Source organism: Saccharothrix algeriensis (genome assembly GCF_016907655.1).
Lineage (GTDB): Bacteria > Actinomycetota > Actinomycetes > Mycobacteriales > Pseudonocardiaceae > Actinosynnema > Actinosynnema algeriense.
On record NZ_JAFBCL010000001.1, the window covers coordinates 1,050,009 to 1,075,471 of the forward strand.

Consider the following 25,463-nt stretch of genomic DNA (forward strand, 5'->3'; position numbering starts at 1 on the left):
CCGGCGGCGCCCCCTGCCCCGTACCGGCCCGCCTCCCGGCGCGCGCCGACGATCACGGCCCTGCCGACCCGCGATGTGAGCACCGAACCGCAGCAGGAACCGTGCAGCACGCACAACGCGCCGCCGTGGACGCCCACCGCGTCCTCGTGGGAACCCTGCAGCGGGTCGCCGGGACCGCCCGTTGCGGGGCCGGCCGCCGGCGCCCGAGCCGGCTTCAGCGCGCGCCGAGCCGGCGGGCGGGCCGCCGCGCCAGCATCCGCGCCAGGCGCACGCCCTGCCGGACGCCCAGGCCCGGCAGGTAGGCCCGCCCCACCGCGTTCGCGATCCGGGGCAGCGCCGCCGGGTCCGGGTAGGCCATGAACATCGGCTTGTACAGGGGCTGGAACTTCGCCTTGAAGGCGAACAGCGAGCGGAAGCCGTAGACCGGTTCCAGCACCTGCCCCGTGAAGTCCAGCAGGCGCTGCAACCGGCAGGGCCGCACGCCCCGGTCGAGCCGCGCCAGCGGCGCGCCGGACAGGCTGAGGAACCCCGCGCCCTCCTCCTTCAGCGTCATCGCCGCCGACGCGATGAGGAACTCCATCGACCCGGTGAAGGCGTTGCCCCGCCGCCGCATGAAGTCCAGCGTCCACCCCGCGACCCGACCGTCCACGTACACCGGCAGCCAGCTCGTCACCCCGTGCACGGTCCGGTCGGCGTCCACGGCGATCAGGCACCGCACGCCCTCGCCGGACAGCTCCGCCAGCCCGCCGAGCGTGAAGCCCATCTCGGGCAGCCCCTTGTCCGCCACCCACTCCGCCGAGATGGAGCGGATCTGGTCGGTCAGCGCGGGCGGCGCGTCCGGGTAGTGCCACCACTCGGCCGTGATCCCCTGCTTGGCCGCCTTGTTCAGCGCGGTGCGCACGTCCTGCCACTTCTTGCCGGTGAACCGCAAGTCCTCCAACGGGATCACGGTGTCCTCGGCGACCTGCACCGCGTGCCACCCCAGCGGGGCGACCTCGTCCCGCAGCTCCTCGCTGATGCTGTAGAGGCACGGCGTCCAGCCCTTGTGCGCGCAGAACTCGGAGAACCCGCGCACCGCGTCCCGACACGCCTCGGGCGGGCCGATCGGGTCGCCGACGGTCAGCGCGATCGTCGCCACGACCCGGTAGGCGACCACGGCCCGACCGTCGGGCGTGAACCAGTACCGGTTGCCGCGCCAGGTCGTCATGTAGGACAGCGAAGTCCCGCCGTGGCGCACCACCAGCTCACGGGCCCGAGCGGCGGCGCCCGCGTCCTCCACGACGCCGGCGCTCCACGTGGCCCGCAGCAGCGCGTACAGCACCAGCGACCAGAACGCCACACCCGTGTACTGGAACAGTACCGCGGCGATGAGGTCGTCCGGCCGGTACGGCATGGACACCAGCCCCAGGTAGCCCGGCGGCAGGAAGCGCGCGGGCAGGTCCGCCACGAGGTCGGCGAAACCGGGCTGCGGCACGAATTCCGAGCGCACCAGCATCCCGCCGAGCACGTACACCGCGCCGAGCCCGACGAACCCGCCCGCGGCCATCCCCCAGAACCGGCGCACGGGTGTCGCCAGCGGGAAGTGCCGCCGCGTGGCCAGCAGCACGACCACCATCCCGAGCGGCAGCAGGACCGGGACGCAGTACTCCGCCAGCACCACCGGTGACACCGAAGTGCCCGCCAGCAGCAGGGATTCCCGGACGTACCAACCGATCAGCCCCGCCATGCCCGCGTTGAGCACCAGCGCCGCCCACCACGCGAACCGCCGACCGCGCCGCAACCCCTCGGCCAGCACGAGCAGCAGCAGCGCGGGCATGACCGACATCAGCAGGGCGGGCACGCGGTCGTACGCGGCCTGGGCCTCCACCGTGCGGCACAGGTCCACTAGGACGGGGTCCGCGCAGTAGGACGCGACGGTCTCCGCGTCCGGCTGCGGCACCGCGAGGACGTCGGCGAACCACGAGAGCGGTCCATCCGCATGAGACGACAGCAGCACCACCACGGGGCCCAAGGCGGACGCGGCGATCAGCAGCGCGACGAGCACCCGCGTTTCCTCACGCGAAGGCGGCGCCGGCGCGGGACGCCCGCGCACCGCCAACGCGCCCACCAGCAACCCGACCGCACCGCCGCACAGCCGGAGCACGTCCTCCAGGTGCCCCGAGTACAGCGCCGGCACCAGCAGCCCGAGCACGACGAGCAGCCGGACACGTCGACGCCACAACGGTGACAGCCGGAAGCTCGACGCGAGCGCGAGCCCCGCCGCACCCGGCGACGGACCGACCGCGAGGTCGTGGTTCAGGTGGGACAGCCAGCTCCACGCCTCGCCCGCCCGGACCAGGCCCACCCCGGCCGACACCCCGAGCACGTGCGTCACGCCGACGAGGCCCAGCGCGCGGACCGTGCCGAACTCGCGTTCCGCGACGGGTCCGAACAGCAGCAGCAACACCGTCGTGGCGAGGTAGCCCGTGAGGTCGGCGCACCACAGCGCCGAGGTCGCCACCGTCCACAGCGGCGAGGACACCCCGGTCCCGACGGTGTCGAGCAGCCCGTCGGGCGGCCCCGACCACAGGCTGCCGGTGGCCGCGCCGAGCACCCACAGCGCCACCACCGCGCCGACGGTGCCGGGGGCGCGGCGGATCACCGCGCCGAACCGGTCCGCGGCGCGGGTCACGGCGGGCCGCACGGCCCCGACCACGACACGCCCCCGCCGCGCCCACCGGGCGACCCGGCCCGGCGCACGTCCATCCCCGCCCGTTGACACGCCTCGAACACCTTCCTGCCCACGTCGCGTTAGCACGGGTCGCACCGACCCGTGACGACGACGCGGCCGTGACCGGCGACCCGGTGGTCGCCGGTCACGGGCCCGTCGAGCAACGAGGTGTCGAGCGGGTTGGTCATCGGTTCCCCGTCACATCAGTGCGATGCGACCAGTCCACCCCTTGACCGCGTGCCACCACATCGGACCAACGGCTCGTCCTCGTCCGCCCCTGGTGTGAAGGACCGTCAGCCCGGAGGCGGACGGGGGTGTCAGCCGTTGGTCACCACGACCCCGAGGTCACCGGCGCAGGGCCCGGTCGAAGAACGACCCGACGAGCCCCCTGACCAGCGGCACGGACCGCGCCGGCCCGATCGCCCCGACCAGCCGCACCCGGTCCTCCCGGGTCATCAGCCCCGCGGCCTGGAACTGCGGCGCCATCGCGGCGAAGTCGGTGAACACCCAGTGCGTCGCGTCGGCCACCTCGCGGTGGGTGGTGGGCCCGCCGTGGGCGAGCATCGCGGCCCACGAGCTGTCGTACCGCGCGTCGCGGTAGCCGTCGGTGCCCAGCAGGAGCAGCGGCCGGTCCACGCCGTGCCGCGCGACGGGCAGCAGCTCACCGGGCTGCCCGGGTTGCCCGGTGCCGTGGTCGAGGTAGCCCTCCAGGTTCACCGCCGCGTCGACGCGGCGGTCCTCGTACATCAGCTCGGCCGCCGTCGTGCCGCCCGCCGAGTGCCCGTACGCGCCGACCCGCCGCAGGTCCAGCGCCCGCCCGAGGTGGCGGGGCAGCGCGCGCCCGGTCACGTCGGGGTTCCCCCCGCCGGCCAGCACCGCCAACCGGTCGAGCACGAACTTCGCGTCGGCCAGCCGGGTGTCGATCATGGCCCGGAAGACGGCCGGGTCGACGCGCGGGTCCGCGGGCAGGGCGATGGTGCGCACCCGGCCGTCGGGGAACTCGACCTCGCTGGTCTCGCCGGGGTGGTCGAACGACACCACCACGTAGCCGCGGCTCGCCAGGTCCTCGGCCAGGGTGGTGTTCAGCGTGCGCGGGTCGGCCGCGCCGGGGCTGTAGAGCAGCACCGGGCGGCGGACCGGCGACGCGGGCGCGCCCACGTGCGAGTGCGTCCTGGTCGCCGCCCAGTCCACACCGGACTTCGGCAGCTCCGGGTGCGCGTGGTGGACGTCGATCTGCGCGAACTTCTCCGCCGCGCCCGGCGTCATCTGCGGTGCGACCGGGTACCCGCGCACGTCGCGAGCCGGGTAGAACACCGTGGCCACCAGCTCGCGCGGCGCCCCGGCGGCATCCGGCCACGGGTCCGGCCGGTCGTGGTCGACCAGGTGCAGGGTGGTGACGCCGACCCGGTGCGGTCCGGTCGGCGCGGGCAGCCGGACGGTGTCGGCGGCCTGCGCGACACCTCCCCCGGCGATCAGCAGCGCTGCCGCCGCAGCGGCGGTCGTGCGCAGCATCATGGGATCCCCCTTCGGTTCTCGGGCGATGTCGCCCGGGTCGTGCGGTCGGGTGCCCGGCGCACCCCCCAGATCCGCCGGGCACCGGTCAGCGCGCGGCCGAGTGCACCCGGCTCACGTAGTCCCACAGGCCGTCGTCCAGGTCGGACAGCGGCTGGTCGGGCAGCACCTCGCGGAGCAGGCCGTGCCCGTGCTGCCGGAAGAACGCGCTCATCGAGCGGAGGATGCCCGGGTCGCTGCCCGCGAAGTCGCGCCCGATGCGGGCCAACCGCCGCCCCAGCTCCCGCACCTCCGGGTCGTCGACCGGGGTGTTCGCGCGGTGGTGCGCGATGATCCCGGCGAGCACCCTGGGCCACTCCGCGTCCAGCTCCCTGCGCCCGGTCTCACCGAGCCGGTCGGCCAGCTCCGCCAGCGCTTCCCGCTGCTCGTCGTTCAGGTGCTCGTCGAAGATGCCGGTGCAGCCCAGGACGGACAGCAGCGCGGCGGGGTCCTGCCGGGGCGGCCCGTCGAGCTGGTCCAGCAGCCCCTTGGTCTGCCGGCGCAGCGCTTCCAGTCGCCACATCCGGTCGTCCAGCTCTTCCAGGTGGCTCGTGAGCACCTCGCGCAGCGGGCCGTGGGACGGGTCGGCCAGCACTTGGCCGACCTCCTCCAACGACATGCCGAGCCGCCGCAGGAGGAGGACCCGGTAGAGCCGCCGGAGGTCCGACTCGGTGTAGCGGCGATGCCCGGACGGCGTCCGCTCACTGGGGCGCAGCAGGCCGAGCTCGTCGTAGTGGTGCAGGGTCCGCACGGTCAGCCCGGTCACCTTCGCCAGCGCTCCGACGCTCCAGCGCCGCTGCTCCACGTGCTCGGTCACGCAGACGACTGTAAAACCTCACGGGACGTCAGGTTCAAGGGCGAATCCCGGGCAGCGGCCCCTTCAGCCCCAGCAGGCCGCGCTCCACGCGACGGCGCTTCAGCTCTCGCCTCAAGCCGCGCTCCGCGCGGCGGCGCTTCGCTCTCGCCGCAAGCCGCGCCCCGCGCGGCGGCGCTTCAGCGCAGCCGTGTGCCTCGTGTTCTCCCCGTACGGCCTGGGCGCAGCCCGATCATCTTTGTCGGGGGGTGTCAAGCACGCCCTTCGCTTGACACCCCCCGACAAAGATGATTGCCTCCGGCAGGCCGTACGGGGAGAACACGACGCACTTCCCTCCTCCTTGGGGGCCTCCCGGCCGCTCTTCATACTTGGGTCCCGCACGGATCCGGGTGAGATTTGGGGCCGTACCGCCCGAAGCTGAAAAGAAAAAGAGTCCTCGCCGGACAGGCAGGCCGCCAAGGAGAAGGAAAAGAAACAGCGGTCGTGTTCCCCCCGCATGACCTGTCTAAAGACAACCATGCTTTTCTGGGGGGTGCAAGCGAAAAGCGTGCTTGCACCCCCCAGAAAAGCATGGTAGCCCTCCGGGCAGGCCATACGGGGAGAACACGAGAGCACCGGACTGCACGGGGCGTGCCGAGGGCCAAGAGCCATGAGTTCCGGGTGGGTTGAGTCGGGTTGCTGTGCGGGTTCTTGCGGGGGTGGGTTCAGGTCCATTCCCAGCCGATGCCGAGCACGCCGGGCTGGACGTCCCTCGCCGTGAGGTGGACCATTCGTCCGGGTGGGAGGTCGAGGTCTTCCTCCTGGGTCAGCACGCCTTCCGCGCCGAGCTGCGACAAGCCGAAGCAACGTACCGGGAGCTGCGGTTCGGTGAATTGCACGCTCAGCACGTAAGCGCCCACCGGGTAGCGGAAGGCACGTCGGTAGTCGTGGGCGCGGGTGCCTTCTGCAACGGTGAAGCAGTACTCCAGCAGGTGTGTTCGACCGGTCGGCAGGGGGTGGTCGAAGAGCAGCTCCACCGCGATGACCGGGGCGCGCGGGTGGCGGCGGACGCGGCCCAGGCGGCAGTTCGCGACCGCCTCGGCCGTGATCGAGGCCGGTGAGGTTCCCGGGTCGCCGCAGTACACCGCGACGTGCCGGTCGGGGTGGCCGTCGACCGCCCGCAGCACCTGCCGCGTGTGGATGCGGCGGATCACGCCGGCCTCGTCGACCGCCACCGCGTCGTCCTGGGACCACAGCCGCAGGTCGTCGTCGGAGGGGCCGACCAGTGCCTCCACCGTCTCCGCCAGCGACTGCGCGGGCTCCAGCATCCGCCCGTACCGCCGGGCCTGCCGCTGCCGGGCCACCCACCGGCCGCGCGGGCGGGGTGGGCCCAGCAGGGCCTCCAGGGAGCGGCGGGGCAGGCCGAGGATCGTCTCGATGGCCTGCACGGCGCGCAGCGAGTCGGCGCGCTCCGGCCGGCTGCGGCCCAGTCGCCAGTAGCTCAGGGTGGACAGGCTGACGTGGATGCCGCGGCGGTCCAGGCGGTCGCGCAGGCGTTCCAGGGTGAGCCCGCTGCGTTCGACGGCCGCGCGCAGGGCCTCGTGGAACGGGCCCGTCCGGAGCAGCACGTCGACCTCGTGGTCCGCGCCGTCGGCGCCGTTCGGTCTAGCGGCCACCGCTGGTCCCCTCGACTGTGGAAGAACACAGTTTAGGAGCCGGCCCCCTCGCCGTGACCGGGACGGCGGTGGGTAGTCCTCCACAGTTTTGCCCTGCGCCTCCACAGTTTCGGCGCGCGGCGGCCGGCGACCTTGACCGCGTCGGACCGCCGGTATGTCATCGGCGCGGCGGCCGGCCTGCACCGGTTGCCATCCCCTGCCCGTGTGCCGATTCCCTGGAGGGCACATGTCGAACCCGCACGCCGCGCGACGGTTCGCCGCGCTGTTCGCGGCTGTCACCGCCGGTATCGCGGTCCTGGTCGTGCCGCAGACCGCTGCCGCCGGCCCCACCGAGGACGACCTCGCCGCCACCGTGCGCGCGACCGTGCTCCAGCAGCACGGCGAGTCGTTGAAGCAGCAGTGGGGCACGCAGTCCCTGCGTGAACCGCTGTTCGAGCCGACCCGCAGGGCCGGCTCATGGGTCTTCGGCAGCACCACCGTGCCGATGACCTACCACCAGGAGCACGGGACGCCGTTGATGGCGCTGTTCCTGGCCCGCCGTGACCGGTCCGCCTGGCGGGTCGAACTCGACGGAACGGCCGGCTTCGCCGAACTGGCCGCCCAGGCGCCGACGGCTGTGCTCAGCGAGGGCGAGAAGCAGACGTTCGCGCGCAACCACACCAGCACTGCACTGGCCGACACCGGTCTCGGCCTGCCCTGGCCGCAGGGCGTGGCGTGGTGGATGGGCGGTGGCCCGCACGGCAACAGCGGCAACAGCCGGCCGTTCAGCTCGATCGACTTCAACGGCGGCGACGGGCGCGTGCTGTCCGCCGGGCCCGGTCGCGTCTACAAGAGCTGCGTCGTGGGGCGCAGTGCCGTCGTGAAAGTCGTGCACGACAACGGTTACAACACCACCTACTACCACATGTACGACCTGACGACATTGGCCGACGGCAGCGCCGTGCGGACCGGGACGTACCTGGGGCACATCGGCAACGAACTGCCGTGCGGTGGCTCCAGCACGGGTGCGCACGTGCACTTCTCGTTGCTGCGCGGGAACAACCACATCAGCGTCAACGGGATGACCATCGGCGGCTGGACGTTCTACGAGGGGTCACAGGCTTACGGCGGCTACGCCCAGCGGGGCTCGGCGCGGGTCGGCGTCGGCGGTCGGGTCACGAACTACGGCGGTGGTGGCACGACCCTGCCCACCGGCACGGTCGACGGCGGCCCCAACAGCACCGTCAACCTGCGTTCGGGCCCCGGGTTGAGCTTCGCCGCCGTGGGAACGGTCGCGGACGGCGCGGTGGTCTCGATCTCGTGCACGGCGCGCGGTGAAGCGGTGGACGGCGTCTGGGGCCGGACCGACCTGTGGAACCGGCTCCAGGACGGCAAGTGGATCAGCGACGGCTTCGTGGACACCGGTTCCAACGAACCGGTCGCGCCCGCTTGCTGAACCGCAGGGGGACGGGGTCGGCGCCCAACCGACCCCGCCTCCCTGCCCCACGACCACCCGGCCGGGCCGGCACCGGTCCTCGCCCGAGGGCGCGGTGCTGCGCGAGCTGGTGGGCGGCATCGGCGCGACCGAACTGCCGGCGCAGCTGCGCGACGAGGTGGCCGACGCGGGCAGCGCGCTGTGGCCGACCGTCCCGGGCCGGGCCGTGGCGCGCGGTGAAGCGCGGCCGGAGGCGTTGCACCCCCCGCGTCGCCACGGTCGCGATCGCCTTGCTGCGCAACGAATTCCCCACCAGCGGCACGCCCGCCGTGCCCGACGGCGCGCTGGTCGGGACCGTCGGCGAGGTCTACCTGCCGCTGGTGGGCAACCGGTGAGCTACTGGACGGGGCGCAGTTCGCGGCCGGACGCGACGAGGTGCTCCCAGGTGCGACCGCGCTGGCTGGGCGGCACGTCGCCGTCCGCGGTGCGCATCGGGTACACCAGCCCGAACGGCGTGGGCTGGTCGAACTCGTCGCCGCTGCGGATGTCGATCAAGTTGCGGACGTGTGCCATCACGACCTCCTTGCGGGAATGGGGTCCCCGCCGCGGCAGCGGGGGCGTATCGGGTGTGCGCGTTGAATACCCCGTGCGCACCGCCGACAAGCTGCGACATCAGGGTGAAAACAGCCCCGCCGCGGCGTGTCCCGCCCCGGACGCGGAGCGCCCCCCGGAGCGGCCCCCGAAATTGTCCACTGTGGACACGCGGCCCGCCGCTCAGGGCAGCGCGGGCGCGCCCACGATCCGGCACACGTCGGTGAGCGCCCGCCCCAGCGGCAGGTCCACGCGAGCCGTCGCGTGGGCGTCGCCCCGCGTCTCGCCCCGGTTCACGATCACCACCGGCTTGCCCGCCTTCGCCGCGTGCCGGACGAACCGCAGGCCCGACATCACCGTCAGCGAAGAACCCAGCACCAGCACCGCCCGCGCCTCGTCCACCAGCCGGTAGCACTGCCGCACGCGGGGCGGGGGCACGTTCTCGCCGAAGAACACCACGTCCGGCTTCAGCACTCCCCCGCAGGCCGCGCAGTCGACCACGCGGAAGTCGCGCACGTCCTCGTCGGCCAGGTCCACGTCGCCGTCCGGGTTGATCCGCGCGGCGGTGGCGGTGAAGCCCGGGTTCGCCGCGCGCAGCCTGCGGTCCAGCTCCTCGCGCGGACCGGTCCGGCGGCAGCCCAGGCACACCACCCGGTCCAGGTTGCCGTGCAGCTCGACGGCGTCGGCCGTGCCCGCCGCGCGGTGCAGGCCGTCGACGTTCTGGGTGATCACACCGGCCAGGAAGCCCCCGGCGCGCAGCGCCGCCACGGCGTGGTGGCCCGCGTTCGGGTCGGCGCGGGCGATGGTGCGCCACCCGAGGTGGCTGCGCGCCCAGTACCGGCGGCGGCCCGCCGCGCTGCCGGTGAACTCGTCGTAGGTCATCGGGGAGTGCCGGCGCAGGCTGCCGGCCTCACCGCGGTAGTCCGGGATGCCCGACTCGGTGGACAGCCCCGCTCCGCTGAGCACGACCGCGCCGCCCGCGGCGACCACCCGCACGACCTCGTCCAGGCTCGTCGTGCGCGGCAGCGGCTCGCCGGTGGCGGTCCAGGTCAGCGTCGGCCGAGTGCGCACCGCACCAGCTTACGTGCTGCTCAGGCCCACCCGCCGCGCTGCGCGGGGGCGGCGCCCCGACCCGACGCGGTGAGCGGGACGTCGCGCCCCGCCCACCACGCCAGGAGCGTGGGGGTTGGTCAGAACTTGACGGTCGCGCAGCCCACGCGCGGACCGGCCGTGCCCGCCTTGCCGGGCTCGGTGGCGGTCTTCTCGGCGTGGATCACGACCGAACCCGCGCGGCGGTCGTCGAACCGCCACGGCACGGTGGTCGTCACCGTGGCGCGACCGCGGGCGTCGGTGGTGAAGTCGAGCCAGATCTCGTTGGTCGGGTTGGCGTAGGCCGGGTCCACCGACGGCTGGTTCGGGTCGACCACGTGCTGGTGGTGCGCGCCCGAGTCGGCGGGCAGCTGCCCGCACTGCTTCTGGTGGGCGTGCGAGCCGTACGTGCGGTTGGGCACCAGCCCGTACACGCTCAGCTGCACCTTCGTGGAACGCCACTTTGGCGTGGCCACCACCATGACCTTCGCGCCCGGCGCGATCAGCGCCGTGTCGTAGGTGAAGGCGTTGGTGGCCGTCGCGGGCGGCGCGAACCGCCCGTGGGTCACGACGACGCCGCCGCGGCCGTGGCCGAAGCCGTCGGAGCCGACGGGCTGGTCGGGGCTGTACGCGAGGGCGGTGCCTGCGGCTGCCACCAGGGCGGTGGCCGCTCCGAGCAGGGGGAGGAGACGCTTCACACCTCATGCCTTTCCGAGTGGTCGGCGGCCGTTTTGTCCGTACCGCCCGACGCTAGCACAATGATCATGAAGCGATTCCCGCGTGGAATCGTCGGTGTTCCCCCGAACCGGTGAAACGCGACGAGCCGGCGAATTCACTGTGAATAGTGGAGGACCCCACACGTCCGGCTGGTGCCGGCGGCGGTGTCCGCCGGGGCGATTCCCGCTCCCGCAAGGCGTCGCGGATCCCGTCAGGCCCCCGCGGACTGCCGCGCCCGTGCCGGGTGGACGCCGCGGGTCTTCTCGGGGCGCGGGTCGGGCTCTTGTTCCACCGGCACCCGGCGACGACGCGCAGGACCACCTCGTCGGAGGACCCGGAAATCACCCGCACGGCCGTGGAGCGCACCGGGCGGGGCACTCCGCGCCGATCACCGGTCGGCGTGGAAGAACCGCCGGACGCCGCGCACCACGGCGGCGCTGTGCTCGGGGTGGTGGCGCGGGTCGTCCTCGTCGCAGAAGCCGTCCTCGGCGTCGTAGACGTCGACCGCCACCGTCGGCCCGGCCAGCCGCCCGGCGAGGTCGCGGGGCGCGGGACCCGGCCCCCGCGCGGCGACGACCAGCAGGCAGGGCCGGCGCGGCCGGTGGTCGGCGTGGTCGTGCAGGCGGGCGCAGCACACGCAGGCGATGGCGTCGAACGCCTCCGCGGCCAGCCACGCGGCGGTCGCGCCGGCGCTGAACCCCAGGCACAGCAGGCGGTCGTGGTCGGCGCGCAGGGCGGCGGCGTGCGCGGCCAGCGCGGCGGCCAGCGCCACCGCACCCGTTTCCGCGCCGGGTTCCGCACCCGTTCCCGCGCTCGTTCCCGCGCTCGTTCCCGCACCGGCCGCCCGGCCCGCGCCGGCCGCGAGCACCGGCCGGAGGTCGGGGACCGACACCGTCCACTCCGGACGGCGCACCGCCGCCGCGAGCCGGTGGGCGTGCCGGTCCGGGCCGCGGCCCTCGTGCACGACGACCAGTGCCGTGCTCATGCGGGGTAGGTCCGGATCTCGGTGGCTTCGAGCGCCGCCCACAGCCGGTCGCCGGGGCGCACCCGCAGGTCCGCCAGCGCCGCCGTGGTGATGTCGGCCAGCACGGCCGGCGGGCCGGCCAGCCGGAGCCGGGTGGTGTGGGCGTGCTGCTCGACATCCGTCACGGTGACCTGCCAGGCGTTGCGGGGGCTGCCGGCGGGCGGCCCGGGGTGGAGGCTGACGGCGCTGGGCGGGAACGCGACGTGCACCGTACCGGTCGCGGGTCCGGCGACGGTCAGGACACCCCCGCCCGCCAGGGTGACGGTGGCGCCGGCGGCCTCGCCCCGGTGCAGGTTGAGCCCGACCAGGTTGGCGACGTACGGGGTGCGCGGGTGGCGGGCCACCTCGCCGGGCGGCCCCTGCTGGACCTCCCGGCCGCCCTCCACGATCACCAGCCGGTCGGCCAGCACCATGGCGTCGAGCGGGTCGTGGGTGACCAGCAGGGTGTGGCCGGGGAAGTCGGCGAGGTGGCGGCCCAGTTCCGCGCGCACGGCCAGCCGGGTGCTCGCGTCCAGCGCCGCCAGCGGCTCGTCGAGCAGCAGCAGGCGCGGCCCGGTCGCCAGGGCGCGGGCCAGCGCCACGCGCTGCGCCTGGCCGCCGGACAGCGCGCGGGGCTTGGCGTCGGCGTGCTCGGCCAGGCCGACGCGGTCCAGCCACCGCCGGGCGAGCGCGCGGGCGGCGGTCCGGCGCGCGCCGCGCGCCCGCGGTCCGAAGGCGACGTTCTCCAGCGCGGACAGGTGCCCGAACAGCAGGTGGTCCTGGAACACCACCCCGATCGGCCGGCGCTCGACGGGCACGAAGGTCGCCGGCGGCTCGTCCCACGGCTCGCCGTCGAGCCGGACGTGCCCGGCGGTGAGCGGCTGCAGGCCCGCCAGCGCCCGCAGCGCCGTGGTCTTGCCCGCGCCGTTGGGGCCGAGCAGGGCGACCACCTCGCCGGGCTCGACGGTCAGGTCGAGGTCGAGCCGGAACGCGCCCCGGGTGACCCGCAGCGCGGCGCGCACCGTCACGTCGCACCGCCGGTCCACCGGTCCCGCAGCCCGGCCAGCACGCCCACCGACACCAGCAGCAGCACGACGCTGAGCACGACCGCCGCGTCCGGGTCGGTCTCCAGGGCGAGGTAGACCGCCAGCGGCACGGTCGTCGTCTCGCCGGGGAAGTTGCCCGCGAACGTGATGGTCGCGCCGAACTCGCCCAGCGCCCGCGCCCAGCACAGCACCGCGCCGGCCACCACGCCCGGCAGCACCGACGGCAGCGTGACGCGGCGGAACGCCAGCCACCGCGACGCGCCGAGGGTCGCGGCGGCCTCCTCGTAGCGGCGGTCGGCCGCGCGCAGCGCGCCCTCCACCGAGATCACCAGGAACGGCATGGCCACGAACGCCTCCGCCACCACCACGCCGGCGGTGGTGAACGGCAGCGACACCCCGAACCACGCGTCGAGGTGCTGCCCCACCAGCCCCCGCCTGCCCAGCACCAGCAGCAGCGCCACGCCGCCCACCACGGGCGGCAGCACCAGCGGCACGGTGACCAGCGCCCGCAGGAAGCCGCGCCCCGGCAGGTCGCCGCGGGCCAGCAGCCACGCCAGGGGGACGCCGAGCAGCAGGCACACCGCCGTCGCCAGGGTGGCGCACACGACCGAGAGCCGCAGCGCCTCGCCCACCTCGGGGCTGAGCAGCCGCGCGGGCAGGTCGGCCCACGGCGCGCGGACCAGCAGCCCGACCAGCGGCAGCAGCAGGAACAGCAGCCCCAGCGCGGCGGGCAGCACCAGGACCGCCGGCAGCCGCCCCCGCGCGCGTCGCGGCGTCACGGGGTGTCGAACCCGGCCCCGGCGAGCACCGCGCGACCCTCGTCGGACCGCACGAAGGCCACGAAGGCGCGGGCCCCCGCCGCGTTGGGCGCCGCGGCCAGCGGCGCGATCGGGTAGTCGTTGGCGGCGCGGTCGGCCTCGGGGAAGTCGATCCCCTCCACCTCCGCCCCGGCGGCGCGCACGTCGGTGCGGTAGACCAGCGCGGCGTCGACCTCGCCGAGCCGGACCTTCACCAGCGCCGCCTTGACGTCCTGCTCGACGGTGTCCGGCCGGGGCGTGACGCCGGCCGCACCGAACACCTGCTCCGCCGCCGCACCGCACGGCACCTGCGCGGCGCACAGCGCGATCCTGGCCTCCTCGCGGCCGAAGTCGGCGAGCCCGGTCACCCGGCCGGGGTTGCCCCTGGGCACGGCGATCCGCAGCGCGTTGCGGGCGAAGACCTCGGGTTCGCCCGCGACGCCGCCGGCGTCGGACACCTGCCGCATGGGCGCGGGCGCGGCGGAGGCGAACACGTCGGCCGGCGCGCCCTGGCCGATCTGCCGGGCCAGCCCGGAGCTGCCCGCGAAGTTGAACCGCACCCGCGCGCCGGGGTGCGCGGCCTCGAACTGCTCGCCCAGGTCGGTGAACGCCTCGGTGAGCGACGCCGCGGCGAACACGACGACGTCCCCGGCGCCGGCCGACCCCGCCGCCGTCCTCGCCTCCGGCCCCGCGCACCCGGCCAGGAGCACCGCGGCGGTGAGCGCCAGCGCGCCGCGCGGCACGGCTCAGCCCTCCGGGATCTCGACGACGACGTGCGTGGACTTGATGGAGGCGACCGCGACGCTGCCCACCTCCAGGCCGAGGTCGTCGGCGGCTTCCCGGCTCATCAGCGACACGACGCGGAACGGCCCGGCCTGCATCTCCACCTGCGCCATCACCCCGTCCTTCACCACGCGCGTGACGATGCCCCGCATCCGGTTGCGGGCGGACGCGGCGACCGTCGCGCCCGGCTCGGCCGCCTCGCCGAGCCGCTGGGCGAACTCGGCCAGGTCCCGGCCGCCGACCCCCTTGCGACCGCTGTCCAACCGCACCGCGGGCAGCCGCCCCTGGTCGATCCACCGCCGCACGGTGTCGTCGCTGACGCCCAGCAGGGCGGCGGCCTCACTGATCCGCAGGTTCGGCACCCGAGCATCGTAAACGCCGCGAACGCGGACCGGGAAGGCAGTTCTGCGGCGCAGGTGCGCCCGGAGCCCGGCGCGGGCCGCTCCGCACGCGCGGGCCGGCCCCCGACGACGCGCGCCGACGGTCGGCCCGGCTCCCGACTTCCGGCTGTGCCGCACCGGCGAACCGCTACGTAACCTCCCGCTCGACCCCTTCCACCACTCGCGAGGGAACCTCGATGCGAAGACTCCTGATCGGTACCGCCGCGCTGGCGCTGATCGGCGCGGGCATCACCGCCGTGCCCGCGGCAGCCGCCCCGGACACCGTCCCCGAACCGGCGGCGCAGCAGCGGCTGGACGAGCTGCCCAACCCGCTGGAGGACAAGCGGCGGGCGATGCGCCAGGAGGCGCTGGCCAAGGTGCTGACCGGCGAGGCGACCGCGGAGCAGCGCGGCCCGAGCAAGGTCGTCAAGCTCGGCCGCAAGGCCGAGGCCGGCAAGCGGCGGCAGGTCGACGAGTACGTGGAGCTGGAGCGGGAGAAGGTCGACAAGGTCTTCGTCGTGCTCGCCGAGTTCGGCGACGAGCGCCACCCGCAGTACCCCGACCAGGACACCGCGCCGCACGTCCCCGGCCCGCAGCGCTTCGACGGCCCGCGGCACAACCAGATCCCCCAGCCGAACCGGGCGGTGGACAACACCACCATCTGGCAGCCGGACTTCAGCCGCCGGTACTTCGAGGACCTCTACTTCTCCACCGCGCCGGGCGCCAACTCGGTCGCCAACTACTTCGACAAGCAGTCCTCCGGCCGCTACAGCGTCAGCGGCGCGGTGACCGACTGGGTCAAGGTCCGCTACAACGAGGCCCGCTACGGCCGCTCCGACGGCTACCCGTGCGCGTCCAACCTGTGCAACAACAGCTACGAGCTGGTCAAGGACGCGGTCACCCAGTGGGTCGCCGACCGGAAGGCCGCCGGGCTCACCACCGAGCAGATCCGGGCGGAGCTGGCGCGGTTCGACGAGTGGGACCGCTACGACCACGACGGCGACGGCGAGTTCAACGAGCCGGACGGCTACCTCGACCACTTCCAGATCGTCCACGCGGGCGGCGACCAGGCCGACCGCGACCCATGGCAGGGCGAGGACGCCATCTGGAGCCACCGGGGCTACGCGTTCAAGAACTACAACACCGGTCCGGGCACCAACAAGCTGGGCGGCACGCCGATCGGCGACACGGGCCTGTGGGTCGGCGACTACACGATGCAGCCGGAGAACGGCGGCGTCAGCGTGTTCGCCCACGAGTACGGCCACGACCTCGGCCTGCCCGACCACTACGACACCACCAACGCCGGCACCAACGGCGTCAACTGGTGGTCGCTGATGGGTCAGACGCGCGTCGGCGAGCCGGGCGAGGCGCCGGGCACGCGGGCCAACGAGCTGTCCGCCTGGGACAAGCTCCAGCTGGGCTGGCTGGACTACGAGGTCGCGGTCGCCGGGCAGGAGCGCACCTTCGAGCTGGGCCCGCACGAGTACAACACCGACCGCGCCCAGGGCCTCGTGGTGGTGCTGCCCGACGTGCAGAAGAAGTTCGAGTACGGCGCGCCGTTCGCCGGGTCGAGGATGTGGTGGAGCGACCGGGGCAACGACCTGGACAACTGGATGGCCCGGCCGCTGGACCTGACCGGGAAGTCCACCGCGGAGCTGACCCTCAAGGCGCGCTACGACCTGGAGGCGGACTTCGACTACCTCTACGTGGAGGCGCAGAACGCCGACGGCAGCTGGACCCAGCTGGACGGCACGGCCGACGGCCGGGCGTTCGCCCGCGACTCCGGCGACGCGCCCGCGCTCAACGGCTCCTCGGCGGACCGCTGGGTCGACGTCCGCGTGCCGCTGACCGCCTACGCCGGCAAGAACACCAGGATCCGCTTCGCCTACCGCACCGACGGCGGCCTGGCGCTGCAGGGCTTCTTCGCCGACGACATCGCGGTGACCGCCGACGGCGCGCCGGTGTTCCGGGACGGCGCGGAGGACGGCACGGGCTGGACCACCAAGGGCTTCCGGGCCACGGCGGGCTCCGAGACCAAGTCGTTCGACCAGTTCTACATCGCGTCGAACCGCACCTACGAGTCCTACGGCAAGTACAACCGCACCGGTCCTTACCGGTACAGCTTCCCGAACAAGCCGAAGTGGGTCGAGCACTTCCCGTACCAGGACGGCCTGCTGGTGTCCTTGTGGGACACCAGCCACCTGGACAACAACACCAGCGAGCACCCCGGTGAGGGCCTGATCCTGCCGATCGACGCCAACCCCGCGCCGATCTACAACCTGGAGGGCGCGGCGTGGCCGCCCACGGTCGCCGGGTACGACGCGCCGTTCGGGTTGCAGAAGTCCGACTCGTTCACCCTGCACGTCAACGGCAAGCCGTCCTATGTGCGCGGACAGGCGGCCAAGCCGGTGTTCGACGACACCAAGCAGTTCTTCTACCCGGAGACGCCCACCACGGGCGTCAAGCTGCCCGCCGCGGGCGTGGGCCTGCGGGTGCTCTCGCAGTCCGGCACGTCGATGAAGGTCAAGCTGTTCCGCACCAGGTAGCAGGCGCTGCTAGGCCGTTCGGCGCCGGACGTGATCCATTCAGTGTCACGTCCGGCGTCCGTCCGGCGATGTAGAGGGACATGGTGAGATCACGTGGTGCGGTGGCCGCCGCCGTCCTGGTCGCGGGTGTCTCGATCGCGGGCTGCGCGCAGCAGGTCGAGTCGGCGGGCCCCGCCGGCTCGACCACCGGGACGACCGAGCCGCTGCGCATCAGCCTCTGCGACAAGCCGGGCGACCTGACGGCGTGGATGCGCGCCGAAGGTCTGCCGGTCGACGCCGCCCGCTGCACCGCCGAGCCGCCCGACGGGCGGGCGGTGCGCGCGTTCGGCAAGTGGGCGTTCCCGGCCGGCGGCCGGCCCCGGGTGGAGTCGGTGGAGATCGCCGTGTTCGCCGACCGGGGCGCGGACGGCGCCAGCGCGTTCGAGCGCCTCAAGGGCTCCTACCCGCCGCACGAGCAGCGCTCGGTGGCCGGGCACTACTCGCGGGTGGCGCACGCGCGCGGCCGGACCCTGGTCAACCTGCCGGAGTTGGCCGAGCCGCTGGACATCACCGTCACCACGGCGGTGGTCGACGCCTCGGAGGCGGAGTACGCCGACATCCGGGCCGCCCACCTGGGCGCGTTGGAGCAGCTGGTCCCCGCGCTCGCCAAGCCCTGAGCGCGGCGGGCCGGCCGGGGGCCGCTGCGGTCCGGTGGCGGTGTCAGCCGCGGAACCAGGCGCGCCGCACCGGCTCGCCCACGGCCAGCACCTCGCCCAGCGACCGGGCGACCAGGCCGCGCGCGCCGAGGGCCCGCAGCAGCGAGCGGGTCAGCCCGCCCCGGTCCACCAGGGGCGCGGGGCCGTCGTCCACGCCGTCGGCCGGCCCCGCGAAGCCGTCGTGCCCCAGCACGATCGCCCCGGCCCGGCTGCCGCGCAGCGCGCTCGCCACCCGGTCGGCCTGCGGCACGTCCGAGGTGTCCCGCAGCGTCGGCCCCCACAGCACCGGCACGAGGCCCGCCCGCACCACCGCCCGCCACGTCCGCAGCGACTGCGCCCCGTAGGGCGGGCGGAACCAGGCGACGCGGCGCCCGGTCAGGTCCTCCAGCTCGGCCCGGCCGGCCCGGGTGCGCCGCTCGACCTCGGCGCCGGGGAATTGCGTGAGCCGGCGGTGGTCCACCCCGTGCAGGGCTATCTCGTGCCCGGCCGAAACGATTTCCCCGAGCAGCCTCGGAAACCGCCGGGCGCGGGTCAGCAGCACGAAGAAGGTGGCCGTCGCGTGGAAATCGGCGAGCGCCGCCAACACCGCCCCGGTGCCGCCCGGCTCCGGCCCGTCGTCGTAGGTCAGCACGACGTGCGGCGTCTCGGTCCGCACCGCGCACACCGACCCGGCCACTCCGCCGAAGAGGTGCTCCACCGGTCTCGCCAGCCGCCGCGCCTCGAATGAACTCCCCACCCGGACCACACCCCCGGTCGTCGGTCCCCTCACCTCTAGCACGCGAACCGGCACCCCCTCCACCGCACTCCTGCGGAACCGGCCGGATCGCACCCGACAGGCCCAGCCCCGGCCCGAAAAAGAATCCCCGAAGCCCCTCCGGGCGCGACGCGCCCCTGTGCTGCCGCGACGTGGAATATTCCCGAATGGTGGAAATAAGCGCCCGATCCCGCCGATTCCCGCCCGATCCGCACCGGAATGAGGTATGGCGCCCGCGCGGTCCTGCGCGTTTCGCACTTTCACCCGTTCAGCCGCTTTCGGCCCTCCGGGACCGCCTAATACCGTCTCGCTCGAACCGCGCTCCCGAGGTGAGCGTGGTTCCACTGGGGGACAGGGTTCGCTTTAACGCACTCTCCACCCTGCTCATTCGCACAATGGGCAGACACCGTTGCCACGCTTCGCGTCAGGCGAGGTCCCCCAGTCCCGCCTGACGCCTGCGAGGGTCGGGGAGTCCGTCCACGGGACTCCCCGGCCCGGTAACAACCCCGGCCACACCACTCCGGACGGTCCGTCGCACCACGACACAACCCGGCCACACCACGACATCGCCCAACCCCTGTGGCCCACCTCACGCACCACACGCGACCGTCCACACCCGCAGCCCCACCCCGCAGCCCCAACCCTGCGGCCCGCAACTCCCCGCACAGCCCCATGCCGCCTCCGGCACACCCCGCACAGCCCCATGCCGCCTCCGGCACACCCCGCACAGCCCCATGCCGCCTTCCGCACGCCCCGTGCAGACCGGTGCCTTCGTGTTCTCCCCGTATGGCCTGCCCGGAGGGCTACCATGCTTTTCCTGGGGGTGCAAGCACGCTTTTCGCTTGCACCCCCAGGAAAAGCATGGTCGTCTTTGACAGGTCATGCGGGGAGAACACGACCGCAGTTTCTTTTCATTCTCCTTGGCGGCCTGCCCGTCCGGCGAGGACTCTTTTGTTTTTGTCTTAGATCCGCACTGCACCTATATATCACCTGGATCGGTGCGCAACCCAAGTATGAAGAGCGGCCGAGAGGCCCCCAAGGAGGAGGAAAAGAAAGGGCGGTCGTGTTCTCCTCCCCGCACGGCCTGCCGAAGGCAATCGCATTTGTCGGGGGGTGTCAAGCGAAGAGCGTGCTTGACACCCCCCGACAAATGCGATCGGGCTGCGCCCAGGCCGTACGGGGAGGAGAACACGAAGCGACCGGTATGCGCATCGGTGCGCGGCTGGTGGGTCCGGGTGGCGGGGGTCCGGGTGGCTGGGGGCCTGGGTGGCTGGTGGACCTGGGCAGCTGGCGGGCCCGGGTGTCAGTGCCCGAGTGGCGTCACCTCGGCGGCGGTGCCCACGGGCCCGGGGTTGCCTACCTCGGGCAACGCGCAGCCGCACGTACCGGGCCTCGACGGGGCGCAGCGCGGGTCGGGCCCCAGGTCCTGGGTCCCCGTCCCCGAGCACCGGGACAGCCTCCCCTCGCCGTGGAGCCGGAGAATTATTTACACGAATGGATGGCAGTCGGGCAGGCGGCCGGGAAGGGCTCGCGCCCTCCGCCGACGTGCGAGCGAGTGCTCGGAGGCGCAGCCCACCAGCAGCGCCCCCGACAGCAGGACCAGCGATTCACCGCCCTGGACCGCGCACGCGCAGACCAGGACGGTCCATAGCAGCAGTCTCATGGAACAAGGCTAGGGACCCGGACCACAGCGGTCGACGGATTTGAGGGAGCCTTAGGGTTTTCCTGCCCGGGAAACCCTGATATTGCGGACTGCGCCCCGATTTCTCAGGCAACCGCGTGCAAGTTGCCGTCCGCCCCTTGCAGGCAGCGGGCCGCGGGCGCGCCGCCCCGGACGAATTCGGTGACGCAGCGCCCCAGCTGCGCGTGCGCGGCGGCGTTGGGGTGGAACGACTGCTGAGCCAGGTGCAGGCCGATGGCGTCCAGGCCGCCGTTGACCAACGCGTACGGATCCACGGTCAGGCGGCGCTGCCACTCCCCGACCGGGCTCACCCCCCGGCTGCACCCCTCGCGGCCCTCCGTCGCCCGGGAGAGGTCGAGGAACTTCACGCCGGTCCGGTCCGCCACCCCGCGCAGGGCCTCGGACAGCTGCGGCACGGCCACCGTCCGGCCGTAGCCGGCGTCGGCGAGCCGCAACGGGCAGCCCTGCGGGCCGTGCAGCAGCTTGTCCATCTTCTCCGTCACCGGGGATGCGTACGAGGTGAGCACCAGCGAGTACGCCTCCGGCGGGTACCCGGCCAGCTCCATCGCCGACCGCACGTCCCGCACGGCCTGCTCGACCTTCGGCGCCATCGCGGCCAGCCGGGCGGGCCACCGGGCGGCCAGCTCCGACCGGCAGCCCGCGCGCAACGGGTTCACCCAGGCCGCGACGCAGTCGACCATCGTGTCGGCGAACCTCGGGTCGTCGTTGGCCCCGACCTGCACCAGCACGGTGGTCACCCGGTACTGCCGGGCGACCTCGACCAGCCGCCGGGCCTGGGAGCCCTCGGTGTAGTGGGTGGTGTCGGCCAGCGACACGTGGGCGGAGTCCGCGCCCGAGCACGCCAGGTTCACCGTGCGCTCGGCGAGCCGGGTCATGTGCACCATGGACCGCGTGGAGCGGTGGCACCAGTTGCCGTTCTCGCCTTCGGTGCCCTCCTCGTACGAACCCGCGCCCTCGCCCGACATGGCGCTGTCCCCTAACGAGACCACCGCCGTCTCCCGGGTGTCCACCGCGCCGGCGGACACCGGCAGCGCCACCAGCGAGGCGCCCACGAGTGCCACCGCGCCCACGACCCGACTCCACGTCACCGCGAGACCTCCAGCCGCTCGGGGCGCCCGCGCTCGGGCGCCAGCCCACGGTAAGGGCGTTGGCAGGCAACGACAATGAGCCGATCCGGCTATTCGCGCCGCGCGCGGAGCGGGCAGCCGCACCGCCTCGGGCCCGGGTGCTCCGGCGCTCGGCGGGGTCAGCGGGCCGGCCGGGCGCCGAGCGACCACAGGTAGCTCAGGGGTTCGCCGTCGGGGTCGTCGCGGCCGGTGAAGTCGCCGAGCAGCTCCTCCAGGCGGGCCTTCAGCTCGGCCTGGGACTCCGCGTTGAGGCGCAGCACGCCGCGCGCCACCTCCCGGTAGGCGTCGGGTCCCGCCTCCACCAGCTCCGCGCGGTGCGCCGCCAGCATCGCCAGGTCCACCTGCTGCACCAGGCCGACGCCCTCGACGTCGATCAGGCCCAGCCGCCAGGTGCGGCGGGTGGTGCGGTACGGGCGTTCCAGGGCGCCCTTCGCGCCGGTGCGGACCGGTTCGGCCGCCAGGAAGCCCTGCTCGACCAGCGCGCGCACGTGGCGCAGCGCGGTGGCCGGCGCGATCCCCAGCCGCTCGGCCAGCTCCTGGTTGGTCCACGCCCGGTCCAGGCACAGCCGCAGGATGCGCCAGCGCAGCGGGTGCGCCAGCGCCTTCAGCTCTTCCACGGAGGCGGTGCGCTCGGGCTGGTCGGTGGGCACGGCCAAGAGGCTAACCGAGGAGGGCCTTGCCCGGCGCGGCGGTGGTTTGGTTCACTGACATCGATTGCAGAAAATGAAATCACTTGGGGGGCCGCATGGAGTTGGCCGAACGGGTCGCCGGCTGGGTGCGGGACCGGGAGCCGGAGCTGCTGGCCGAACTCGCCGCGTGGATCGCCCAGCCGAGCGTGAGCCGCACCGGCGAGGGGATGGCGGAGGCTGCCGCGCACGGCGTGGAGCTGTTGCGCCGCAGCGGTCTGACGCCCGAGGTGGTCGCGACGGGCGGCCGGCCCGCGCTGGTCGGCACCGCGCCCGGCCCGCCCGGCGCGCCGCACGTGCTGGTCTACGGCCACTACGACGTGCAGCCCGCCGGGCCCCTGCACGAGTGGGTCACGCCGCCGTTCGAGCCGGATTTCCGGGACGGCCGGGTCTACGGCCGGGGCGCGGCGGACAACAAGGGCCAGCACCTGGCCCAGCTGCTGGGCCTGCGGGCGCTGCGCGAGGTCGGCGGCGGGCTGCCGTGCCGGGTGACCGTGCTGCTCGACGGCGAGGAGGAGGTCGGCAGCCCCAACCTCGCGAAGGCGTTGCGCGGCCTGGACAAGCCGGACCTGGTGCTGTGGAGCGACGGGCCGGTGCACGAGTCCGGGCGCGCGTCGGTGGTGCTCGGGGTGCGCGGCGTCGTCACGTTCGAGCTGCGGGTGCGGGGCGCGTCCGGGGTGCTGCACTCGGGCAACTGGGGCGGTGTCGCGCCCAACCCCGCCTGGCGGCTGGTGCACGTGCTGGCCGGGATGCGCGACGCGCGGGGCCGGGTGCTGGTCGACGGGTTCGCCGACGGCGCGGCGCCGCTGAGCCCCGGCGAGCGGGACGCGCTGGCCGAGCTGCCGGTGGACGTGCCGGGGGTGCTGGCCGGCATCGGCGTGTCGGGCATGGAACCGCCGAGCGGGCCCGGCTTCCACGAGCGGCTGACCGGGCCCACGTTCAGCATCAACTCGCTGACCTGCGAGGACGGCGGCGAGCACCGGACGGTGATCCCGAACGTCGCGGTCGCCCGGTGCGACATGAGGCTGGCCGGCGGCCAGCGGGTGGACGACGTGCTCGCGGCCCTGCGCGCGCACCTGGCCCGGCACGCCCCCGACGTCGAACTCGTCCCGGGCGGCGCGATGAACCCGTCCCGGACGCTGCCGGAGGCGCGCTGGACCGGCGCCGTGGTGCGCGGCGCGGCGGCCGGCCTCGGCGAGGAGCCGCTGCTGCTGCCCGCCCTGGGCGGGAGCCTGCCGATCGCGGCGTTCAGCGACGAGCTGGGCGTGCCCTGCTACGGCGTGCCGCTGGCCAACGTGGACGAGCGCAACCACGCGCCCAACGAGAACCTGGCGCTGGACTGGTTCCGCCGGGGCGTCGTGGCGGCGGCGACCCTCCAGCGGGCGATCGCGGAGGAGGGCCGGTGACGCTGACGGACTTCGCGTGGGTGTGGGGCTCGGACGTCGGGCCGGACGACCGGGTGGCGTGGATCAGCGACGCCACCGGCCGCCCGCAGCCGTGGGTGGACGGGCGGCCCCTGCCGGTCCCCGGCGCGGTGCGGCGGTGCGCGTGGCGGCCGGACGGCGCGCGGCTGCTGGTGCTGGTCGACCCGGACGGCGGCGAGGACCACCGGTTGGGCGAGCTGGACCCGGCGACCGGCGAGGTGGAGTGGCTGGTCGCGGAGGAGGGGGTGCGCTGCGAGGTCGGCGCCCCCTACGGCAGCACCGGGAACCCGTACAGCGCCGACGGGTCCATGCTCGCCTACGCCGACAACGCCCGTGACCGCACGGTGTTCGACGTCCTGGTGCGCGACGCGAACGGCACGCGCACCGTGCTGCGCGGCGACGACCGCTACCTGCCGATGGGCTTCTCCCCCGACTCGCGGCTGCTGCTGGTGCTGAAGCTGCACCAGAACGCCGACCACGAGCTGTTCGTGGTGGACCTGGCCACCGACACCACGCGGCAGTGGACGCGGTTCGACGGCCCGGCGAAGTACGAGCCGATCGCGTGGCTGCCCGACTCCGCCGGCATCCTCCTGTGCACCACGCAGGGGCGCGACCACCTCGGCCTGGCGATACTGGCCCTGGACGGCGCGCTCACCTGGCTGGACACGCCCGAGTCCGATGTGGAGGGTGGCGCGCTGTCGGCCGACGGCTCCCGCATCGCCTGGGGCCGCAACGAAGACGGGTGCACCAGGCTGCTGTGGTCCGAGGCGGGCGGCGCGCCCCGCGAGGTCACCGGGCTGCCGCGCGGCCTCGCGGTCACCGAGTTCGGCCTCGGCGGGCACGCGCTGCGCTTCACCCGCTCCGGCGAGCTGCTCGTGCAGCTCGCGCGGGGTGACGCGGCGACCGAGCTGTACCTGGCCGACCTCGACGCGGGCACGGCGCGCCGCCTGACCGACTTCGGCGCGGGGCTGCCCGACGACCTGGTCGCGCCGACCGTCGTGCGCGCGACGAGTTCCGACGGCCTGGTGGTGCCGTGCCTGCTCTACCGGCCCCCGTCCGCGAGCGCCGACGCGCCCGCGCCGGTCGTCATGACGGTGCACGGCGGGCCGGAGAGCCAGGCTTACCCCGCGTTCGACCCGGTGGTGCAGGCGCTGCTGGCCAACGGGATCGGCGTCATCGCGCCCAACTACCGGGGCTCCTCCGGCTACGGCCTGCGCTTCCAGCGGCTGATCTACCGCGACTGGGGCGGCGGCGACCTGGCGGACCTGGCCGCCGCCGTCGCGCTGCTGGCGGACGTCGAGTGGGCGGACGCGTCCAGGCTCGGCGTGCACGGCGCGTCCTACGGCGGTTTCGCCGCCCTGTCCTGCGCCTCCCGGCTGCCCCACCTGTTCCGGGCCGCGGTCAGCGAGTGCGGCACGTCCGACCAGCTCACCGACATCCGGGACGCGCCGCCGACGTGGCGGCGGCGGATGCTCGAATGGGTCGGCGACCCCGACGACCCCGAGGACCGCGCGCGGCTGGTCGAGCACAGCCCGCTGCACCACGCGCACCGGGTGCGGGCCCCGGTGCTGCTGCTGCACGGCGAGAACGACACCCGCGTGAACCCCGAGGAGTCGGAGCGGATGTACCGGCGGCTGAAGGAGCTGGGCAAACCGGTGCGGCTGCTCCTGCACCCCGGCGTCGGGCACGAGGTCGACCGCGGGGGCCTGGCCGACACGGTGGCGCTGGTCGTCGGCTGGTTCACCGACCACCTGTGAACGCCGGGGCCGCCCGGCCCGGCTGCCCGGGGCGTCGTCGGAAACGTTCTCCGGCGGCGTGGAATAATTTCCTCTGATCAATTTTTCACGTATCGGATCACACTTCTCCCGATCATTTTCCTGTATCCACCGAATGGCCGTCGGCACCTGTCCTGGTGAGGGCGGCGGCAGGGGGTGCGGCCGCCCCGACGGGGGTTGTCGACACCAACACGGGGGGACAGG

21 protein-coding genes are annotated in these 25,463 nt (G+C 74.0%); 5 read left to right on the top strand and 16 right to left on the bottom strand.

The annotated features are described in order from the left end of the window. Positions 1-214 precede the first annotated feature (214 nt). The 4 genes from JOE68_RS32130 to JOE68_RS04365 all read right to left on the bottom strand — a co-directional run bounded on the left by JOE68_RS32130 (position 215) and on the right by JOE68_RS04365 (position 6,730). Complete coding sequence (locus JOE68_RS32130; protein ID WP_204841052.1) at positions 215-2,761, bottom strand: bifunctional lysylphosphatidylglycerol flippase/synthetase MprF; 2,547 nt, start codon at positions 2,759-2,761, stop codon at positions 215-217. Between the two features lie 294 nt (positions 2,762-3,055). Continuing rightward, positions 3,056-4,225: an alpha/beta hydrolase family protein gene (locus JOE68_RS04355; protein WP_239562129.1), complete on the bottom strand. Its 1,170-nt coding sequence runs from the start codon at positions 4,223-4,225 to the stop codon at positions 3,056-3,058. 85 nt (positions 4,226-4,310) lie between these two features. Next, positions 4,311-5,078, bottom strand: a complete 768-nt coding sequence (locus tag JOE68_RS04360; protein WP_307819518.1) for a MerR family transcriptional regulator — start codon at positions 5,076-5,078, stop codon at positions 4,311-4,313. A 701-nt stretch (positions 5,079-5,779) separates the two neighbouring features. Beyond that, positions 5,780-6,730: a hypothetical protein gene (locus JOE68_RS04365; RefSeq protein ID WP_204841053.1), complete on the bottom strand. Its 951-nt coding sequence runs from the start codon at positions 6,728-6,730 to the stop codon at positions 5,780-5,782. Between the two features lie 226 nt (positions 6,731-6,956). On the opposite strand from JOE68_RS04365, the gene JOE68_RS04370 reads away from it, so the two are divergent. Beyond that, positions 6,957-8,165, top strand: coding sequence for a M23 family metallopeptidase (locus JOE68_RS04370; RefSeq protein WP_204841054.1), 1,209 nt, complete (start codon positions 6,957-6,959; stop codon positions 8,163-8,165). Positions 8,166-8,540: 375 nt separating this feature from the next. Here the strand turns inward: JOE68_RS04370 and JOE68_RS04375 are convergent, their stop codons facing one another. From JOE68_RS04375 to JOE68_RS04410, 8 genes are all read right to left on the bottom strand, one after another. Next, positions 8,541-8,717 (bottom strand): hypothetical protein, encoded by a 177-nt coding sequence (locus tag JOE68_RS04375; protein WP_204841055.1) that lies wholly within the window; start codon positions 8,715-8,717, stop codon positions 8,541-8,543. A 201-nt stretch (positions 8,718-8,918) separates the two neighbouring features. Then, entirely contained in the window at positions 8,919-9,806 is an 888-nt protein-coding gene (locus tag JOE68_RS04380) for an NAD-dependent protein deacetylase (protein ID WP_204841056.1), read from the bottom strand. A gap of 119 nt (positions 9,807-9,925) precedes the next feature. After that, a complete protein-coding gene (locus JOE68_RS04385; protein WP_204841057.1) occupies positions 9,926-10,522 on the bottom strand; it encodes a superoxide dismutase family protein in 597 nt (198 codons plus the stop codon). A gap of 407 nt (positions 10,523-10,929) precedes the next feature. Continuing rightward, entirely contained in the window at positions 10,930-11,526 is a 597-nt protein-coding gene (locus JOE68_RS04390) for a hypothetical protein (protein WP_204841058.1), read from the bottom strand. After that, positions 11,523-12,572, bottom strand: coding sequence for an ABC transporter ATP-binding protein (locus JOE68_RS04395; RefSeq protein ID WP_204841059.1), 1,050 nt, complete (start codon positions 12,570-12,572; stop codon positions 11,523-11,525). The genes JOE68_RS04390 and JOE68_RS04395 overlap by 4 nt, the downstream gene beginning before the upstream one ends. Continuing rightward, on the bottom strand, positions 12,569-13,369 hold the full coding sequence (gene modB / locus JOE68_RS04400) for a molybdate ABC transporter permease subunit (protein WP_307819519.1): 801 nt from the start codon (positions 13,367-13,369) through the stop codon (positions 12,569-12,571). Before modB ends, JOE68_RS04395 begins: the two co-directional genes overlap by 4 nt. Beyond that, the gene (gene modA, locus JOE68_RS04405) at positions 13,366-14,130 is read right to left on the bottom strand and encodes a molybdate ABC transporter substrate-binding protein (RefSeq protein WP_204841060.1); all 765 of its coding nucleotides are present in this window, start codon (positions 14,128-14,130) and stop codon (positions 13,366-13,368) included. Before modA ends, modB begins: the two co-directional genes overlap by 4 nt. A 3-nt stretch (positions 14,131-14,133) precedes the next feature. Continuing rightward, positions 14,134-14,532 carry a TOBE domain-containing protein gene (locus tag JOE68_RS04410; protein WP_204841061.1) on the bottom strand — a complete coding sequence of 133 codons (399 nt, stop codon included), beginning with the start codon at positions 14,530-14,532 and terminating at the stop codon, positions 14,134-14,136. 215 nt (positions 14,533-14,747) lie between these two features. On the opposite strand from JOE68_RS04410, the gene JOE68_RS04415 reads away from it, so the two are divergent. After that, positions 14,748-17,096, top strand: coding sequence for an immune inhibitor A domain-containing protein (locus tag JOE68_RS04415; protein ID WP_204841062.1), 2,349 nt, complete (start codon positions 14,748-14,750; stop codon positions 17,094-17,096). A gap of 80 nt (positions 17,097-17,176) precedes the next feature. After that, the gene (locus tag JOE68_RS04420) at positions 17,177-17,752 is read left to right on the top strand and encodes a hypothetical protein (protein WP_204841063.1); all 576 of its coding nucleotides are present in this window, start codon (positions 17,177-17,179) and stop codon (positions 17,750-17,752) included. A 43-nt stretch (positions 17,753-17,795) separates the two neighbouring features. Here JOE68_RS04420 and JOE68_RS04425 read toward each other — a convergent pair whose 3' ends face one another. The 4 genes from JOE68_RS04425 to JOE68_RS04440 form a co-directional block, all read right to left on the bottom strand. After that, positions 17,796-18,527 (bottom strand): polysaccharide deacetylase family protein, encoded by a 732-nt coding sequence (locus JOE68_RS04425; protein ID WP_204841064.1) that lies wholly within the window; start codon positions 18,525-18,527, stop codon positions 17,796-17,798. Positions 18,528-20,031: 1,504 nt separating this feature from the next. After that, positions 20,032-20,208, bottom strand: coding sequence for a hypothetical protein (locus JOE68_RS04430; RefSeq protein ID WP_204841065.1), 177 nt, complete (start codon positions 20,206-20,208; stop codon positions 20,032-20,034). A gap of 104 nt (positions 20,209-20,312) precedes the next feature. Then, positions 20,313-21,335, bottom strand: a complete 1,023-nt coding sequence (locus JOE68_RS04435; protein WP_204841066.1) for a GDSL-type esterase/lipase family protein — start codon at positions 21,333-21,335, stop codon at positions 20,313-20,315. A gap of 158 nt (positions 21,336-21,493) precedes the next feature. Further along, positions 21,494-22,024, bottom strand: coding sequence for an ArsR/SmtB family transcription factor (locus JOE68_RS04440; protein ID WP_204841067.1), 531 nt, complete (start codon positions 22,022-22,024; stop codon positions 21,494-21,496). Positions 22,025-22,119: 95 nt separating this feature from the next. Between JOE68_RS04440 and JOE68_RS04445 the strand changes: the two genes are divergently transcribed. Together JOE68_RS04445 and JOE68_RS04450 are read left to right on the top strand one after the other, a co-directional pair. Then, on the top strand, positions 22,120-23,466 hold the full coding sequence (locus JOE68_RS04445) for a M20/M25/M40 family metallo-hydrolase (RefSeq protein ID WP_204841068.1): 1,347 nt from the start codon (positions 22,120-22,122) through the stop codon (positions 23,464-23,466). Beyond that, complete coding sequence (locus JOE68_RS04450; RefSeq protein ID WP_204841069.1) at positions 23,463-25,241, top strand: S9 family peptidase; 1,779 nt, start codon at positions 23,463-23,465, stop codon at positions 25,239-25,241. The genes JOE68_RS04445 and JOE68_RS04450 overlap by 4 nt, the downstream gene beginning before the upstream one ends. Positions 25,242-25,463: the final 222 nt, after the last annotated feature.